The sequence below is a fragment of the Dyella sp. 05T440 genome, from assembly GCF_056395965.1.
In genome coordinates this window covers 40476-55588 of the sequence record NZ_JBFTKN010000003.1, presented here as the reverse complement: position 1 = coordinate 55588, position 15113 = coordinate 40476, and the positions used below count along the sequence as shown (strand labels likewise).

The 15113-nt window shown below is 64.3% G+C and carries 10 protein-coding genes; 4 read left to right on the top strand and 6 right to left on the bottom strand.

Features of this window, described 5'->3' with window-relative positions:
* Positions 1-116 precede the first annotated feature (116 nt).
* Positions 117-1883, top strand: a complete 1767-nt coding sequence (locus tag AC1DE1_RS04615; protein ID WP_477178926.1) for an ATP-binding protein — start codon at positions 117-119, stop codon at positions 1881-1883.
* A complete protein-coding gene (locus AC1DE1_RS04610) occupies positions 1880-3241 on the top strand; it encodes a sigma-54-dependent transcriptional regulator (RefSeq protein WP_477175502.1) in 1362 nt (453 codons plus the stop codon). The genes AC1DE1_RS04615 and AC1DE1_RS04610 overlap by 4 nt, the downstream gene beginning before the upstream one ends.
* Before the next feature lie 104 nt (positions 3242-3345).
* Here the strand turns inward: AC1DE1_RS04610 and AC1DE1_RS04605 are convergent, their stop codons facing one another.
* The 4 genes from AC1DE1_RS04605 to AC1DE1_RS04590 all read right to left on the bottom strand — a co-directional run bounded on the left by AC1DE1_RS04605 (position 3346) and on the right by AC1DE1_RS04590 (position 10789).
* Positions 3346-5760, bottom strand: coding sequence for a GH92 family glycosyl hydrolase (locus AC1DE1_RS04605; protein ID WP_477175501.1), 2415 nt, complete (start codon positions 5758-5760; stop codon positions 3346-3348).
* Positions 5761-5820: 60 nt separating this feature from the next.
* A complete protein-coding gene (locus AC1DE1_RS04600) occupies positions 5821-7260 on the bottom strand; it encodes a glycoside hydrolase family 125 protein (RefSeq protein WP_477175500.1) in 1440 nt (479 codons plus the stop codon).
* The gene (locus tag AC1DE1_RS04595) at positions 7257-9827 is read right to left on the bottom strand and encodes a beta-mannosidase (RefSeq protein WP_477175499.1); all 2571 of its coding nucleotides are present in this window, start codon (positions 9825-9827) and stop codon (positions 7257-7259) included. Before AC1DE1_RS04595 ends, AC1DE1_RS04600 begins: the two co-directional genes overlap by 4 nt.
* A gap of 182 nt (positions 9828-10009) precedes the next feature.
* Positions 10010-10789 carry an IclR family transcriptional regulator gene (locus tag AC1DE1_RS04590; RefSeq protein ID WP_477175498.1) on the bottom strand — a complete coding sequence of 260 codons (780 nt, stop codon included), beginning with the start codon at positions 10787-10789 and terminating at the stop codon, positions 10010-10012.
* A gap of 189 nt (positions 10790-10978) precedes the next feature.
* On the opposite strand from AC1DE1_RS04590, the gene fucP reads away from it, so the two are divergent.
* Positions 10979-12280 carry an L-fucose:H+ symporter permease gene (gene fucP, locus AC1DE1_RS04585; protein ID WP_477178708.1) on the top strand — a complete coding sequence of 434 codons (1302 nt, stop codon included), beginning with the start codon at positions 10979-10981 and terminating at the stop codon, positions 12278-12280.
* The gene (locus tag AC1DE1_RS04580; protein ID WP_477175496.1) at positions 12277-12627 is read left to right on the top strand and encodes an L-rhamnose mutarotase; all 351 of its coding nucleotides are present in this window, start codon (positions 12277-12279) and stop codon (positions 12625-12627) included. Before fucP ends, AC1DE1_RS04580 begins: the two co-directional genes overlap by 4 nt.
* On the opposite strand, the gene AC1DE1_RS04575 is transcribed toward AC1DE1_RS04580, so the two are convergent.
* Together AC1DE1_RS04575 and AC1DE1_RS04570 are read right to left on the bottom strand one after the other, a co-directional pair.
* Positions 12628-13773, bottom strand: a complete 1146-nt coding sequence (locus AC1DE1_RS04575) for an alpha-hydroxy acid oxidase (RefSeq protein WP_477175495.1) — start codon at positions 13771-13773, stop codon at positions 12628-12630.
* 3 nt (positions 13774-13776) lie between these two features.
* Positions 13777-15096, bottom strand: a complete 1320-nt coding sequence (locus AC1DE1_RS04570) for an L-fuconate dehydratase (RefSeq protein WP_477175494.1) — start codon at positions 15094-15096, stop codon at positions 13777-13779.
* Between the last annotated feature and the right edge of the window lie 17 nt (positions 15097-15113).

Sequence of the window (15113 nt, the reverse complement as noted above, 5' to 3'; positions counted from 1 at the left end):
TCATCGGAGGGGCTCGGCACTGCGGCGGATTCTGCGACAGTGCAGGGGCCGCCGCAAAGGCGTGCCATCCAGCTCGGGCGGCGACGCACTCCCATCATCAGCGCGACGACAGCACTTTGACCACACGATCAGCCCTGTTCCGCCTGCTGTTCCTGACCCTGCTGGGCACCGTCATGGTGGTTGGGGCGCTCTCGTTCTATCAGTTTCGCAGTGCGCTCAGGTCGGAGATCGCGGGCAACCTGCGATTTGGTGCCAGCACCGTGATGCAGCGCATCGACACGCTGCTGTTCTCGCATATCGAAAACATGCGCGTGTGGAGCGGGCTGGAGGTGATGCAGGACATCCGCGTCAACGATGTCGACAAACGCCTCTCACACTTCCTTTCGGATCTGCATGCCGGGCAGGGTAACGCGTATGCCGCGCTGCTGTGCACCGACGAACACGGGCGCGTGGTGGCAGCCAGCCAGCCTTCCCTGATTGGCACGGCGGCGCCGAACGGTGCCGTGTGGCGCCCCATTTCGGGCGCTCGCCTGGGTGGCGCATCCATTGCCCAGACGTGGGGCGCTGATGGCCAGGGCGCCATCTTGCGTACGCCGGTTGCCAATACGTTTGGCCAGGGCAATATCGGCTACCTCTACGTCGTGCTGAACTGGCAAGCCGTGCAGGCGCTGCTGGACGAGGCCGTGGGTCACGGGTCACCAGGGCTCCTGCTGGTGGACGATCACGGTCGCGTCATCGCTGCCTCCGCTGCCTTGCGGACACGCGCCGTCCTTTCGCGCCTGCAACTGGATTGGCGCCTGCCGGCGCAGGGTGCGTTGTCCTATGTCCGCGACGGCAGTGCGCTTGGCTATGGCACTTTGTTGGTCGGTATCGCCACGTCGACGGGCTATCAGCAATTCCAGGGCCTGGGCTGGCACATCGTCATGATGGAGCCGACCTCGGTGTCCTTTGGGCCGATCTGGCGCCTGCTGTGGGCGATGCTGGCGGTGCTGGTGCTGACCCTGCTCGCAGGGCTGTGGATTTCGTCGCGACTGGCCAACCGCATTGCGCTGCCCATCGTGGCGCTGACCGACTTCACCCGCAGCTTCCGCCAGCGCGACGCCGCCTTGCCGCAGCTGCCCGCCACCAATATCTCCGAAATCCATGAGCTGCACCGCGCCTATGCCGAGATGATCGATGCCTTGGCGCGTTCGCGCGAGCAGGTCGTGCGCGCGGGCAAGCTGGCCGTGGTCGGCGAAATGGCTGCCATCATGGCGCACGAAGTGCGAACCCCGATGGGCATACTGCGCAGTTCTGCACAAATGCTGCAGCGACAGCCGCACCTGGGCGAGCGCGAGCACGAGCTGATTGGTTTTATCTTCAGCGAGACCGAACGGCTCAACCGGCTGGTCACGCTGCTGCTTGAATGCGCCCGCCCGGCGCCGCCTGATTTTCGTCCGCACGACTTGCACGCCATCATCGACAGTGTGCTGGGCCTGCTCGCCTCACGGGCAGACAAGGCCGGCGTTTCACTGTCCAGCCACTTTGCCGAGCCGGTGCTGGTATTTCCCTGCGATCGCGAACAGATGATGCAGGTGCTGCTCAACCTGGTGTTGAATGCGCTGGCTTTCGTGGGTGAACAAGGTCGCGTGCAAGTGGCCACCCGTTCCGATGCAAGCGCCGTGTGGATCAGCGTGATGGATGACGGTCCTGGCGTGCCCGAATCGTTGCGGCAGACGATTTTCGACCCCTTCTTCAGCCGTCGCGACGGCGGCATCGGCCTGGGCCTGACGATCGTGCAACAGGTCGTGCATGTCCACGGCGGCGAGATCACCGTAGGGGAGAGCGCCTGGGGTGGTGCTTCCTTCAATCTTCGATTTGCGCTGGATGGACAAAGCCGATGAACGCCAGGCGGATACTCGTGGTGGACAACGAGGCGAAGATGCGCCGCATCCTCGAACTGTCCTTGAAATCGCTGGGCCATGGCGTGCTTGAGGCAGGTGACGGCGTAGAGGCGCTCGCCGTGATCGAGCAGCAGTCGGTCGACCTGGTGCTCACCGATCTGCGCATGCCGCGCATGGATGGCATCGCCTTGCTCGAGGCCTTGCGCGAGCGTAACCAGGACGTGCCGGTGATCGTCATGACCGCCTACGCCACCATTGAAACTGCCGTGGCCGCCATGAAGCTGGGCGCGGTCGACTACATCATCCGGCCGTTCGAGATGGAGACCGTCGAGATGGCGGTAACGCGGGCGCTGGCCATGCAGGCGGTGCAGCGCGAGAACCATTTCTTGCGCGAAGAGATTTCGCGAGGCTGGGGTGAGTTCATCGGCGTCAGCCCGGCCATGCGGGCGCTCTACGAGCTGATCCGCCAGGTGGCTCCCACGCGCAGCAACGCTTTCATCGTTGGGGAAACCGGCACCGGCAAGGAATTGGTTGCCCGCGCGATCCACGAGGCGTCAGGCCGACAGGGCCTGTTCGTGCCCATCAATTGCGCGGCCATTCCCCTGGAGCTGCTCGAAACGGAACTTTTCGGTCACGTCAAAGGCGCCTTTACCGGTGCCTTGCGCGACCGCGTGGGCAAGTGCGAGCTGGCCAGCGGCGGCACCATCTTTCTGGACGAGATCACGGAGATGCCCACCAGCCTGCAGGCCAAGCTGCTGCGCGTTCTTCAGGAGGGTCGCATCGAGAGGCTCGGCGCCAATGCGGCGATACCCGTCGACTTGCGCGTGGTGGCAGCCACCAACCGCGAGCCGCAAGAAGCCGTCGAAGCGGGATTGCTGCGGCGAGACCTTTACTTTCGACTCAATGTGGTGCGCGTCGACGTGCCCAGGCTGCGCGACCGCCACGGTGACATGGCCCTGTTGGCCAATCACTTTCTCAATAAGTACTCGCTTGAGTTGGGACGCGCCACGCCACGACTGTCTGCGCGTACGCTTGAACGACTGGAGGCCTACGACTGGCCCGGCAATGTGCGCGAGCTTGAGAATCTGATGGAGCGCGCCGCCGTACTATGCCGCGACGAGGAGGTGGGCACGACGCTCCTGCCTTCCGAGCTTTCCCGCGAGGCCGCGGCCGCTCCGCCGCACGCCGCGCCATCGCCCGATGGCCCATTGGCCCTGAAAGATCGCGTCGAATCCCTGGAGCGCGAACTCATCGAGGCCGCGCTCGCGCGCAGCGACAACAACAAAGCCGCCGCCGCGCGCCTGCTGGGAGTCAGCGAGCGCACGCTTTGGTACAAGCTCAAGACCTATCAGATGTAGCCACGATGGTGGTCCGTGAGCCTAAGCGGACCGGTGGGGCCGGATAGGTCTGCTCGTGTCCGTTGTCCGGCTGACTAAGGGCGGGGGCGCTGATGGGCGTTGACTCATGCGCTCGCCTGCGCGCCGAAGCTCGGCGGCCGATCCGCCATTGCCGAGCCGAACGCAGGATTGGGCTTATCGCTCATCTGGAACAGCAGGGTGCCGCCCTCGGTCAGTTCGGCATGGGTGATCCAGCTCTTGGTCCACGGCTTGCCATTCCAGCTCACCGACTGGATATACGGACGGCCCTTGCCATTGCCCTGCGTCTGCACCACCAGTCGCTTGCCGCCGGCCAACTGGACTTCGGCGCGATCAAGCAGCGGGCTGCCGAACACGTAGTTCGTGCTCACCGGATCCACCGCATACAGGCCTAGCGCACTCATCACGTACCAGGCGCTCATCTGGCCGCAGTCCTCGTTGCCGGGGAGGCCGTCAGGGTCGGGCAGATACATCGTTTCCAACAGCATGCGCACGCGCGCCTGAGTCTTGTGGTGTGCGCCGGTATACGCATAGAGATAGGGCATGTGATGGCCCGGCTCGTTGCCGAAGGCGAACTGGCCGACCATGCCGGCGATATCCGGCGGTGCATCCGCCGGCAGTTCGGAGTCGGTGGTGAACAGCTGGTCCAGCTTCTGCTCGAAGGCGTTGGCGCCACCGAACATCGCCATGTAGGTGTAAACGTCGTGCTGATTGAGGAAGGTCGCCTGCCACGCATTGGACTCGGTGAAGTCGCGCCACTTCTTCGAGTGCCCGATGGCGCGCGGATCGAACGGCTCCAGCCACTTGCCATCGCTGCCGCGCGGGCGCACGAAGTTCACGGCCTTGTCGAACACATGGCGGTAATTCTGCGAGCGCGCCTTGAGCGCGGCGGCATCGTCGTGATGACCGAGCTGCTCCGCGTAATGCGCCATCACCCAGTCGTCATAGGCGTACTCCAGCGTCTTGCTGACGGCTTCGCTTTCGACATCGCTGGGGATGTAACCGCGCTTGCGATACTCGGGCAGGCCGAAGTAGTCGTCTTCCATGGCACGCTTGCGGAACACGGGCCACGCGGCCGCATAGTCGATGCCGGTGAAGCCCTTGGCTTGCGCCTCGGCAATCACGACCGCCGAGTGGTAGCCGATCATGCAGACCGTCTCGATGCCTTGCAGCGGCCACACCGGTGGGCCGGCAGGGCTTTCCTGCGCCATGCGCACCAGGCCGTTGACCAGATCGGGCACGCGCTCGGGCTGGTACAGGGTAAACAGCGGATGCTCGGCGCGGTAGGTATCCCACAGCGAGTAGGTGCTGTAGTTGTGCTGGCCCTTGGGCAGCTGATGCACCTTCATGTCCATGCCGCGGTAACGGCCGTCCACGTCGCTGAATAACGTGGGCGCCAACATGGTGTGGTAGAGCGCGCTGTAGAAGGTGCGCTTGATATCGTCCGACGACGATTCGATGCGGATGCGGCTGAGCTCGCTTTCCCACGAGGTTTCGGCGGCAGCTTGTACGCCGTCGAAATCCCAGGCGGGAATCTCGGTCATCAGGTTGCGCAGGGCGCCTTCGATATCCACGCCCGAAATGCCGACCTTGACCAGCAGAGGTGCATCGTCGAGCTGGTCGTAGAACAACGCGGCCTTGAGGTTGGTGCCCTTGACCTGCGTCGTGCCGTCGGGCTGGGCGCTGTCGTTGGAATACAGTGCACCGCGCTTGAACGGTCGCGAGACCTTCAGCGCGAAATAGATGTGACGTCCATTGGCCCACTGGTGCACACGACGTGCACCAACCACCGTGTCATTGCCCACCAGTTTCAGTTCGGCGTCGGTGACGCTGGAAGGCTTCTTCGGGTCGTCGTGGAAACCGTGGGCGAAGTCGACCAGCAGATGCGCCTCGCCCGTCTGCTGGAAGGTGTAGCGATGGATGCCGGCGCGCTCCGTCGCGGTCAGCTCCGCGAGCACGCGGCTGTCCGTCAGTTGCACGCGGTAATAGCCCGGTCGCGCCTGCTCACCGGTGTAGTGCGAGCGGTAGCCCTTGACGTGGGTCTTGTAGCCCTTGCGTTCGGCGCCCTGGCCGGCGTGCACGCCGTCGTAGCGCGAGGTGTAGTTGACGCCGTCGTAGTCGCGATCGCCCGGCTGCAACAGCGCCGGTCCCATGGCCGGCACGACAAGCACATCGAGCATGTCCGCGGCGCCCGTGCCCGAAAGATGGGTGTGCGAGAAGCCCATGATCGAGCCGTCGCCCTGGTGATAGCCCGAGCTGCCGTCCCATTGCGAGTCATTGGTGTCGGGGCTGAGCTGCATCATGCCGAAGGGCATGGTGGGGCCGGGGTACGTATGGCCGTGGCCGCCGGTGCCCACGAACACGTCGACGTGACGCGACACGCCCTGGGCAAGCGCCGTCTTCTTGCCTGCGGCAGCCGGCAGCGCCGGGAGCGCATGGGCACCGCTACTGAGAACGCCGAGGGCGGCCATGCCTTGCAGAAAGCGACGACGCGAAACCATGATCTGACTCCTTAAAGCAAAACATTGGCCGCGGGGTCGGCCGGGTGGGGGATTGGGTGATTACGCCCTGCGCAACACCTGCGGATGGCGATCGGCCAGCGTCACGATCAGCTCGCCGAACAAGGTGTTGGCCCAGGCAAACCATGAGCGCGTGAATTTCGCCGGGTCGTCCTGATCGAAAGCCTCGTGCATGAAGCCGGTGCCGGCATGCGTGGTCTTGAGCCAGGCGATGCACTGGGAGATCTCTGCCGTATCGCTGCTGGTAAAGGCTCGCATCATGATCGACATCGGCCAGATCATGCGCAGCCCTTCGTGCGGACCGCCGATACCCGATGCTGCGCGCCCTTCAAAGAAGTACGGATTGCGCGTGCTCCACGCCTGCGAACGCGTGCGCTGATAACGCGCATCGTCCTGCGTGCAGCTGCCGAGATAGGGCAGGGCGAGCAGACTGGGCACGTTGGCATCGTCCATGAACAACTGGTTGCCGTAGCCATCGACTTCATACGCCCAGTAATCGCCTTGCTCGCCGTGGATGACACCGTGCGCTTCGGCCGCACGCTGGATGTCATCGGCAAGCGCGATGCAATCGCCCGCGGTGCTGTCGTCATGGCGTATCGCGCGCAGCATCTCGGCGAGACGGCGAAGACTTGTCGCCGCAAACAGGTTGCCGGGGATATTGAACGGGTAGACGGTGGCATCGTCCGATGGGCGGAACATCGCGTGGATCATGCCTGTCGGTCGCGTCGGGTTGCCGTAGCCCTGCAGGAACTGCGATTCGCTCGGCGTCGGTGACGTGCGCTGGAAGTGATACGGCCCCGGGCCATCCTTGCGCTGCTGTTCGCGGAAGGTCTTGAGCACGGTGCGCATCGCGGCGTGCCAATCGTCATCGAAGGGCGTGGTGTCGCCAGTCGCCTGCCAGTAGCCGTGCGCCAGCCGGATCGGATAACACAGCGAATCGATCTCCCATTTGCGCTCAGCCACGCCGGGGCGCATGTCGGTGACGTCGTGCTGCGCCCATTCCAGGTTCGACTTCGCCGTCGGGTCGGGCATGAAGGCGTTGGCATAGGGATCGATGCTGATGCATAGCGCGTGGCGATGAATCAGTCCACGGAACAGCTGCTGCAGGGCCTTGTCCTGGCGGGCGAGCTGCACGTACGGCCACACCTGCGCGGAGGAATCGCGCATCCACATGGCGTCGATGTCGCCGGTGACCACGAAGGTATCGGGCTTGCCGCGCAGCGTACCCACCTGGACGGTGGTATCGAGCGTATTGGGGAAACAGTTCTCGAACATCCACGCAAGTTCAGGATCACCGATGCGCGCCTTGGTGGTTGCGATCAGTTTCTCCACGGCGGCACTGGCGAATTTGCGCTGGCCAACCGGTGGGCGCTTGCTGGTGAAGGCCGTCTTGCCGGCGCCAGCCAACACGCTATTCGACAGCATGGCGGCGGCAGGCGCCATCGCCATCCATTTGAGCAGGTCGCGTCGCGTGATCCTCATGGCTTGGCCTGCGCCTGCGACTGCACCGCGTCGACCAAAGAGGTCAGCTTGAGGGCTGCCTTGAGGCGTGACACGTCCGTCGCACTCTTGACGGTGATATCCACGTGCTCCCCGGGTAGCAGGTCGAACGCATTGTCGGAAAGTTCGACAGCGTTGCTGCCGAAATCCAGCCATACGCCGCGCGCCAGCTGTTTGGTACGGAGGGTCAACACGATGCCGTTGCCGCTCTGTCGCCAGTCGGCCATCAGCCCCGGCTGGCCCGGAAGCGCCAGCGACTTGGCCAATCCGAAATAAAGCAGGTGATGAGCAATCACCTCGCCGTTCTCGATCACGTCGAACGAGGCCACGCTGCGCGTCGGATTTGCACCGTGCAACAGGTCTGCATCACTGAATTCGCCTGCCATGGTGCTGCTGAGTGCGGCGGCTTCGACCGGCCTGCTGCTCTCGCTCAGGCGCTTGCCGGCCATGTCGTAGAGGCGCGTGCGCAGTACCGCCTTGAACGGCGTCGTGCGATCGGACACGAGATGGAGTGTCGTGTGGCCGTCGCGGCGCATCGGCACCACATCCACGGGCGCGTAGAAGCGCCTGGCATGGTATTGCAGCGCCTTCCAGCGACCGAAATAGTCGAGGCTGGACCAGGACGGCCCCGGCCACACGTCGTTGAGCTGCCAGTACAGCGAGCCCATGCTCTGCGGGCGCGCGCTGCGCAAGTGCTCGGCCGCCAACTCAATGCCTTCGGCCTGCATCAGCTGGCTGAGATAGACGAATGACGCAAAGTCCTTCGGCTCGCCGTAGTTGCCGCGGATGTAGAGCAGCAGGCGGTCGTTGCCATCGCCGTTCGCGAACTTCTGGTGCGCGCGCATCACCGGCGAGTTCGGCGTCATGTCGGCGGGCGTGGCGAAGCTTTCGATGGTGGCCATCACCGGAAACGACTGCAGCCCGTACTCGGACTGGAAGCGCGGCGCGACATCCAGGTAGTGCTCGATCGGCTCGGAGCCCGACCACACCTTCCAGTAGTGGTAGTCACCATCATTGAGCACATTGGCTTCGCCATCGAAATCCGTGCTGGGCGAACTGGCCCAGTAGGGCACGTCGGCATCGTTGGACTTCACCACGTCGCGCAAGGTGGTGCCAAAGAGTTCGCGCATGCCGCTTTCGATGCGCTGGCGTTCATCGCTGCCGATGGTCTTCTTGAAATCTTCGCGATCGGGCCAGGATTCCCAGCCCGTCTGCACCTCGTTGTTGCCACACCACAGCACGATGCTGGGATGGTTGCGCAGGCGGCGCACCTGTTCCACCGCCTCGATGCGTGCGTTCTCGCGGAACGCCTGGTCGTAGGGCGTGATCGCGCCGCCGAACATGAAGTCCTGCCAGATCATGATGCCAAGCTGGTCGGCCAGGTCGTAGAACGCATCGCTCTGGTAGTAGCCGCCGCCCCACATGCGCAGCATGTTCATGTTGGCGTCGCGGGTGGAGGTCAGGAGCTTGCGCAGTCGCTCGGGCGTGGTGCGCTCGGGAAAGCTGTCGGTGGGAATGAGGTCGGCGCCCTTGGCAAAAATCGGCACGCCGTTCACCACGAAGGCGAAGCCGCGACCCCATTGGTCACGGTCTCGACGCAGCTCGACGCTGCGCAGGCCGCTCGTACGGTCGGCGCTCGCGAGCGTGTTGTCGCCGCGCTTCACTTCAACATGGAAGCGATAGAGGTTCTGCTCGCCGTACCCCAATGGCCACCAGCGTGCCGGATGTTCGATGGTGAATGGCAGGCGCAACGCATTGTCGCCAGCCGTGAGTGCGGCATCTTGCGCCGTCTCGCCGCGGCTGCCATCCGGCGCTGTCCAGCTCAACGTGACGTGTGCAGAGCCGGACTTGGCTGCCTGCAATGAGACTTCTGCAGTAAGCGCGGCCTTGTCCGCATCGACGTGCGGCTGGGCGATGTGGAAATCATCCAGCCGCGCGCCGGTCCAGCTCTCCAGCCGCACGGGCTGCCAGATGCCGAGCGTGACGAAGCGCGGACCCCAGTCCCAGCCGTACTGGTAGTTGGCCTTGCGCACATAGTTGGAGGTCTGCTTGCCCTTGGGCTCATCGCCGAAGGCCGAATCGAACTCGCCCGGCAAGGCATAGGGCTGCTTGAGCAACCAGGGCTGCAGCCTGGCGATCGGCGAATGCAGTTTGACGACCAGGGTATTGCTGCCCGCATGCAGTACGCCCTTCACCGGTACGCGCCAACGACGGAACATGTTGTCCGCGCTCAGCAGCGGCTTGTCGTTGATGGCGACGTCGGCGAACGTGTCCAGGCCATCGAACACCAGGTCCACGTGATCCTGCTTCAGCGTGGCGGCATCGACGTTGAAGGCGAGGCGATATTCCCAGTCCGCCAGGCCGATCCACTGCAGGCTCGCTTCGTTGTCGCGATAGAACGGGTCGCCGATCTTGCCGGCCGTCAGCAGGTCCGTCTGCACGCTGCCGGGCACGTGCGCGCTGGTCCAGGCTGCCTGCTCCGGATGTCTGGCCGCCTGTGGCGTGCCCGGCAGCAGGCGGAACTGCCACCCCGTATCCAGTGGCGTCATTTCAGTGGCGTGGAGTTGGCTTGCACCAGCGAACAGGAGGCCGGCCAGCAGGCCGAGAGAACAGCGAGTCAAAGAGGGCAAGGCAAAGCGCTCCGCATCGTCGTGGTTGGAACGTGGGCCGTCAGAGCCGGCCGGCGTTGCGGGAAGGCGAGGCTTCCCGGCAACGGCATGTCGTGATGGTGTCAATTGTCCAGCGACGCCGTGGAGCGATGATCCAGTTCGCCGGATACTTCGTTCGCCGCCTCGATGAGCAACTTGGTGGTGGTCGCCATGGTCATGGAGGAGCCGCGCCGTTCGATGAAGGGAATGGTGATCGCGCAGATGGCTCGATCGTGTTGCATGACCGGTGCGGAAATATCGGTCACGCCATCGACCACCTGGCTCGCAATGGTGGCCACGCCAGCGGCACGGATCTCGCGTATCGCCTTCTCGACGGGTGGGCGTCGCAGCTGCGGTTCGTGCTCGATCATCATGGCGAACCAGCGCTCGCGCGTGGCATCGTCCTGCCATGCCAGCAGGACGTGGCCGGAAGCGGAGTGGGAGATCGGGCGGCGATGACCCACGCGTACCACCAGGCCGATTTCACCCGGCGGATCGACGCGCGCGATCACCACGATCTGCTCCTGTGACGGCACGACCAGATGACATGATTGATCGATCTCGTCCGAGAGCCTGTGCATGATCGGCAGGGCGGTTTCCACCAGACTCTTCACCGGCGGTTGTTCCATGCCCAGGCGAAACAGTCGCGGCGTGAGCGCGTAACGGCCTTCGCCATCCGGGCGACTGATGTAATCGCGCTCTTCCAGCACCTGGAGCATGCGGAAGATTTCGCCGCGCGAACGGCCTACGCCTTCGGAGATCTCCGCGATGGTCAGGGGTGCGACGGCGCGCGCCAGCAGTTCAAGGATGTCCAATCCCTTGTCGAGGGCGGGGGCGCGATATTTGGGAGACTCTGCAGCCATAAGCGTCCGTGGTATTGAGTGGCTCGTCATGCAGACTACGGGCGGGTTTCAGAGGAGAAATTCAACAGCCTCGCCGCCCACCATGCTGCGCCGCAACTTGTGATACATATAAACTATAAGTTCATATTTGCACAATTGTGGCGCCCAGGGCAGAGGGGGCGCTCGCCAACGGCCGGAGGATGAACATCCATGCACCCACAAGCCGCGCCGATCCCGGCGGGTGGTCGCTTTCGGGACAGGGTCCCGCTTTTTCCCCTGACCTTGATCGTAAGTCTTTTCTTTCTCTGGGGTGTGGCCAACAACCTCAATGACGTGCTGGTGGCGCAATTCAAGAAGGCCTTCACGTTGTCGGACTTCCAGGCCGCGCTGGTGCAAAGCGCGTTCTATCTCGGGTATTTCGTCGTTGCACTCCCTGCGGGAGCCTATATGCGGCGATACGGCTACAAGTCGGCGGTGGTGCTGGGCTTGTGCCTGTATGGGGCAGGGGCGCTTCTGTTCTGGCCGGCCGCGGTATCGGCAACCTATGGGATGTTCCTCGCGGCGTTGTTTGTCATCGCGTGCGGACTGGCCTTCCTCGAAACCTCGGCCAATCCCCTGGTCACCTTGCTGGGGCCGGCATCTTCGGCTGCCGCACGCCTCAATCTGGCGCAGGCGTTCAATCCGCTGGGATCGATTGCCGGCGTGCTGATCGGGCAGCATTTCATCTTTACCGGCGTGCAGCACACACCCACGGAACTCGCCGCCATGAGTGCAAGTGCCCGCGAGGCTTTCATGAAGAGTGAAGCCGCTGCGGTGCAGATGCCTTATCTGGTCATCGGGCTGGGCGTGCTTTTGTGGGCCGTGGTGATCGTGCTGACGCGATTCCCGTCGGTGGCCGTCAGCCATGAGGGTGCGCCGGGCGAGCGGGGCGTGCTGAGGCACTTGCTGCGCGATGGCAGGTTCCTGGGTGCGGTCGCTGCGCAATTTTTCTACGTGGGCGCGCAGGTCGCCATCTTCAGCCACATGATCCGCTATGCGCAGGCGACGATGCCGGGCACCGCGGACAAGACGGCGGCCAGTTTCGTCACGGCTGGGCTGATCTGTTTCATGGTGGGCCGATTTGCCGGGGCGGTGCTGATGAAGCGCCTGAAGGCTTCGCGCGTGCTGGCCTTGTTCGCGCTCGCCAATGTGCTGCTGATGGCCGTGGCAGCGCTGGCTCCGGGGCGTGAGGGCATCTATGCGCTGGTGGCATCGAGCTTCTTCATGTCGGTGATGTATCCGACGATCTTCGCACTGGGCGTGGAAGGCAGGAGCGACGACGAGCGGAAATTCGGCGCGGCCCTGCTGGTGATGGCTATCGTCGGCGGCGCGGTACTTACTGCCGCGATGGGCGTGGTGTCCGATGGCGTCGGCATTGCGCACGCGATGCTCGTGCCCGGCGTGTGCTTCGTGGCCATCTTCCTGTTCGCGCAGCAGCACTGGCAGCGGGCGATGGCGAGCGTGCCGGCATGAGCTGGCAATGCCTGGCGCTCGACCTGCGCGACGATCCGGCGCTCATTGCCGAATACGAACACTGGCATCGTCGCGAAAACATCTGGCCGCAGATCGTCGCGTCGATTCGCGAGTCAGGCATCGAGGACATGCAGATCTTCCGCACCGGCACCCGGCTGGTCATGCTTATGCGTGTTGCGCCGGATTTCGATGCGCAAGCCAAGGCCCTGGCTGATGCGGCCAACGAGCGCGTGCAGGCATGGGAGGCATTGATGTCCAGGTTCCAGCAGCCGCTGCCATGGGCCGCGGCAGGGCAGAAATGGGTGCCGATGCAGATGATCTTCGATCTGGCCGACTGCGTCGGCTGATCAGCCGTTGCGCCACAGGATGTCGCGCGAGATGCGCGAAGCATCGCGTTGACCGGTCAGTGCCATGGTGACGCTCAGTTCGCGCCGGATCAATTCGATGGCCTGCGTCACGCCCTGTTGTCCATGGGCGCCCAGTCCGTAGAGGAAGGCCTTGCCGATCAGGCCGGCGCGCGCACCCAGTGCCAAGGCCTTGATCAGATCCTGGCCGCTGGTGATGCCGCTGTCGAACAACACCTCGATGCGGCCCGCGACGGCATCGACGATCGAAGGGAGCACGTCGATGGTGGCGGGCGCACCGTCGAGCTGCCGGCCGCCGTGATTGGACACCACGATGGCATCGACGCCGTGCTCGACGGCCAGGCGCGCATCCTCGGGGTCCAGGATGCCCTTGATGATGAGCTTGCCCGGCCATTCTTCGCGTATCCAGGCCAGGTCATTCCAGTTCAGCGTGGGATCGAACTGGTTGGCGATCCATTGCGCGAGCGTGGTCAGGCTGTCGGCCCCCTGGATACGTCCGTCCAGATTGCCGAATGAGCGGCTCGGCGCCCTGAGTACGTTCCAGACCCAGCGCGGCTTGCTCATGATGTCGAACACGTTGCGCAGCGTCACCTTGGGCGGCACCGCAAGACCGTTCTTGATTTCGCGATGGCGCTGGCCTTGCACCGTCAGATCGGCCGTCAGCATCAAGGCGGAGCACTGCGCGGCACGGGCGCGGCGGATCAGCTCGCGGGTGAAGCCGCGGTCGCGCATCACGTAGACCTGGAACCAGAACGGCGTGTCGCAGGCGGCGCGCACCTGCTCGATCGAGCAGATGGACACGGTGCTGAGGCAGAACGGTATGCCCGCCTCGGCGGCCGCACGCGCGCCGAGGATCTCGCCGCTGCCGTGTTGCAGCCCGGTCAGCCCGGTCGGCGCAATGGCGAGCGGCATGCTGGCCGGCGAACCGAGCATGGTGGTGCCCAGTGAGCGATGGTCTACGTTCTGCATGACGCGCTGACGCAGTTGCAGGCGATCGAAGGCGCGCCGATTCTCCCGCAGCGTCACTTCATCGTAGGAGCCGCGATCGGCGTACTCGAAAAAGGCCCGGGGCACACGCCGGCGCGCGATCTCGCGGAGGTCGGCGATATTCGTCACTGGCGTTTTCATGCATCACCCCATCGCTGTCTTTGGCGCGTTCTGCCACACGATGCCGCCGGGAAAGAGATGGTCGCGGATCGAGGCCTCGTGCATGCGCGCGGAAAATCCCGGTGCCGTTGGCGCCAGATAACGCCCGCGCTCGATCGTCACCGGTTCGACGAAATGCTCGTGCAGGTGGTCGACGAATTCGATCGCACGATCCTCCTTCTTGCCGGTGATGGCCACAAAGTCCGCCATGGCCAGATGCTGCACCAACTCGCACAGCCCAACGCCGCCTGCATGGGGGAATACACGCACACCGAAGTGGGCGGCCAACAGCAGGATGGCGAGGTTCTCGTTCACGCCACCCACGCGCGCCGCATCGATCTGGATCAGGTCGACCGCCTGAGCCTGCAGCAGCTGCTTGAACAATACGCGGTTTTGTCCGTGCTCGCCGGTGGAGATGGGGATGGGTGAAACGCCTTGCCGAATCGCCGCGTGACCCAGGACGTCGTCGGGATTGGTTGGCTCCTCGACCCAGGCCAGGCCGATGTCCTTCAGCGGCTTGAGCCATTCGATGGCCGTCTGGACGTCCCAGCGCTGGTTGGCGTCCACTGCGATGGCGATGTCCGGACCCACCGCCTCGCGCGCGAGGCGGCAGCGTCGCAGGTCGTCTTCCATGCGCAGCCCGACCTTGAGCTTGATCGTGCGGAAGCCGTCTGCAACGGCTTTCCTGGCTAGACGCTGCATCTTCTCGTCGGTATACCCGAGCCAGCCGGGCGAGGTGGTGTACGCAGGATAGCCTTCGGCCTCCAGCTGGGCGATGCGAGCCTGCTTGTGCGGCTCGGCCTCTTTCAGGATCTCCAGGGCGCGGGCGGGCGTCAGCGCATCGGTGAGATAGCGGAAATCGATCTGGGCGACCAGCTGCTCGGGCGTCATGTCCGCAATGAAGCGCCACACGGGCTTGTTCGCCACGCGCGCCGCCAGGTCCCACGCGGCGTTGATGACCGCGCCTATCGCCATGTGCATGACGCCTTTCTCGGGGCCGAGCCAGCGCAACTGGGAGTCGCCCGTCAGCTGCCGCGCGAACGCGCCCAGATCGTCGACGATGTCCTCCACCGTACGACCGACCACCATCGGCCGCAGTGCCGCGAGTGCCGCGGTCTGGATGTCGTTGCCCCGCCCGATGGTGAATACCAGCCCGTAACCGGCGAGCCCGCCAGGGGCGTCGGTTTTCAGCACCACATAGGCGGCGGAGTAGTCGGGATCGGGATTCATGGCATCCGAGCCGTCGTGCGCCAGCGACGTCGGAAAACGCACGTCGAAGGTTTCCAGGGCGGTAATTTTCACCATCGTGACCGGCCTCCGGC

Bases quoted from the DNA above. Each gene is read 5' to 3' on its own strand.
- AC1DE1_RS04610 (WP_477175502.1), top strand. From the start codon at position 1,880: ATGAACGCCAGGCGGATACTCGTGGTGGACAACGAGGCGAAGATGCGC.
- AC1DE1_RS04605 (WP_477175501.1), bottom strand. From the start codon at position 5,760: ATGGTTTCGCGTCGTCGCTTTCTGCAAGGCATGGCCGCCCTCGGCGTT.
- AC1DE1_RS04600 (WP_477175500.1), bottom strand. From the start codon at position 7,260: ATGAGGATCACGCGACGCGACCTGCTCAAATGGATGGCGATGGCGCCT.
- AC1DE1_RS04595 (WP_477175499.1), bottom strand. From the start codon at position 9,827: ATGACGCCACTGGATACGGGGTGGCAGTTCCGCCTGCTGCCGGGCACG.
- AC1DE1_RS04590 (WP_477175498.1), bottom strand. From the start codon at position 10,789: ATGGCTGCAGAGTCTCCCAAATATCGCGCCCCCGCCCTCGACAAGGGA.
- fucP (WP_477178708.1), top strand. From the start codon at position 10,979: ATGCACCCACAAGCCGCGCCGATCCCGGCGGGTGGTCGCTTTCGGGAC.
- AC1DE1_RS04580 (WP_477175496.1), top strand. From the start codon at position 12,277: ATGAGCTGGCAATGCCTGGCGCTCGACCTGCGCGACGATCCGGCGCTC.
- AC1DE1_RS04575 (WP_477175495.1), bottom strand. From the start codon at position 13,773: ATGAAAACGCCAGTGACGAATATCGCCGACCTCCGCGAGATCGCGCGC.
- AC1DE1_RS04570 (WP_477175494.1), bottom strand. From the start codon at position 15,096: ATGGTGAAAATTACCGCCCTGGAAACCTTCGACGTGCGTTTTCCGACG.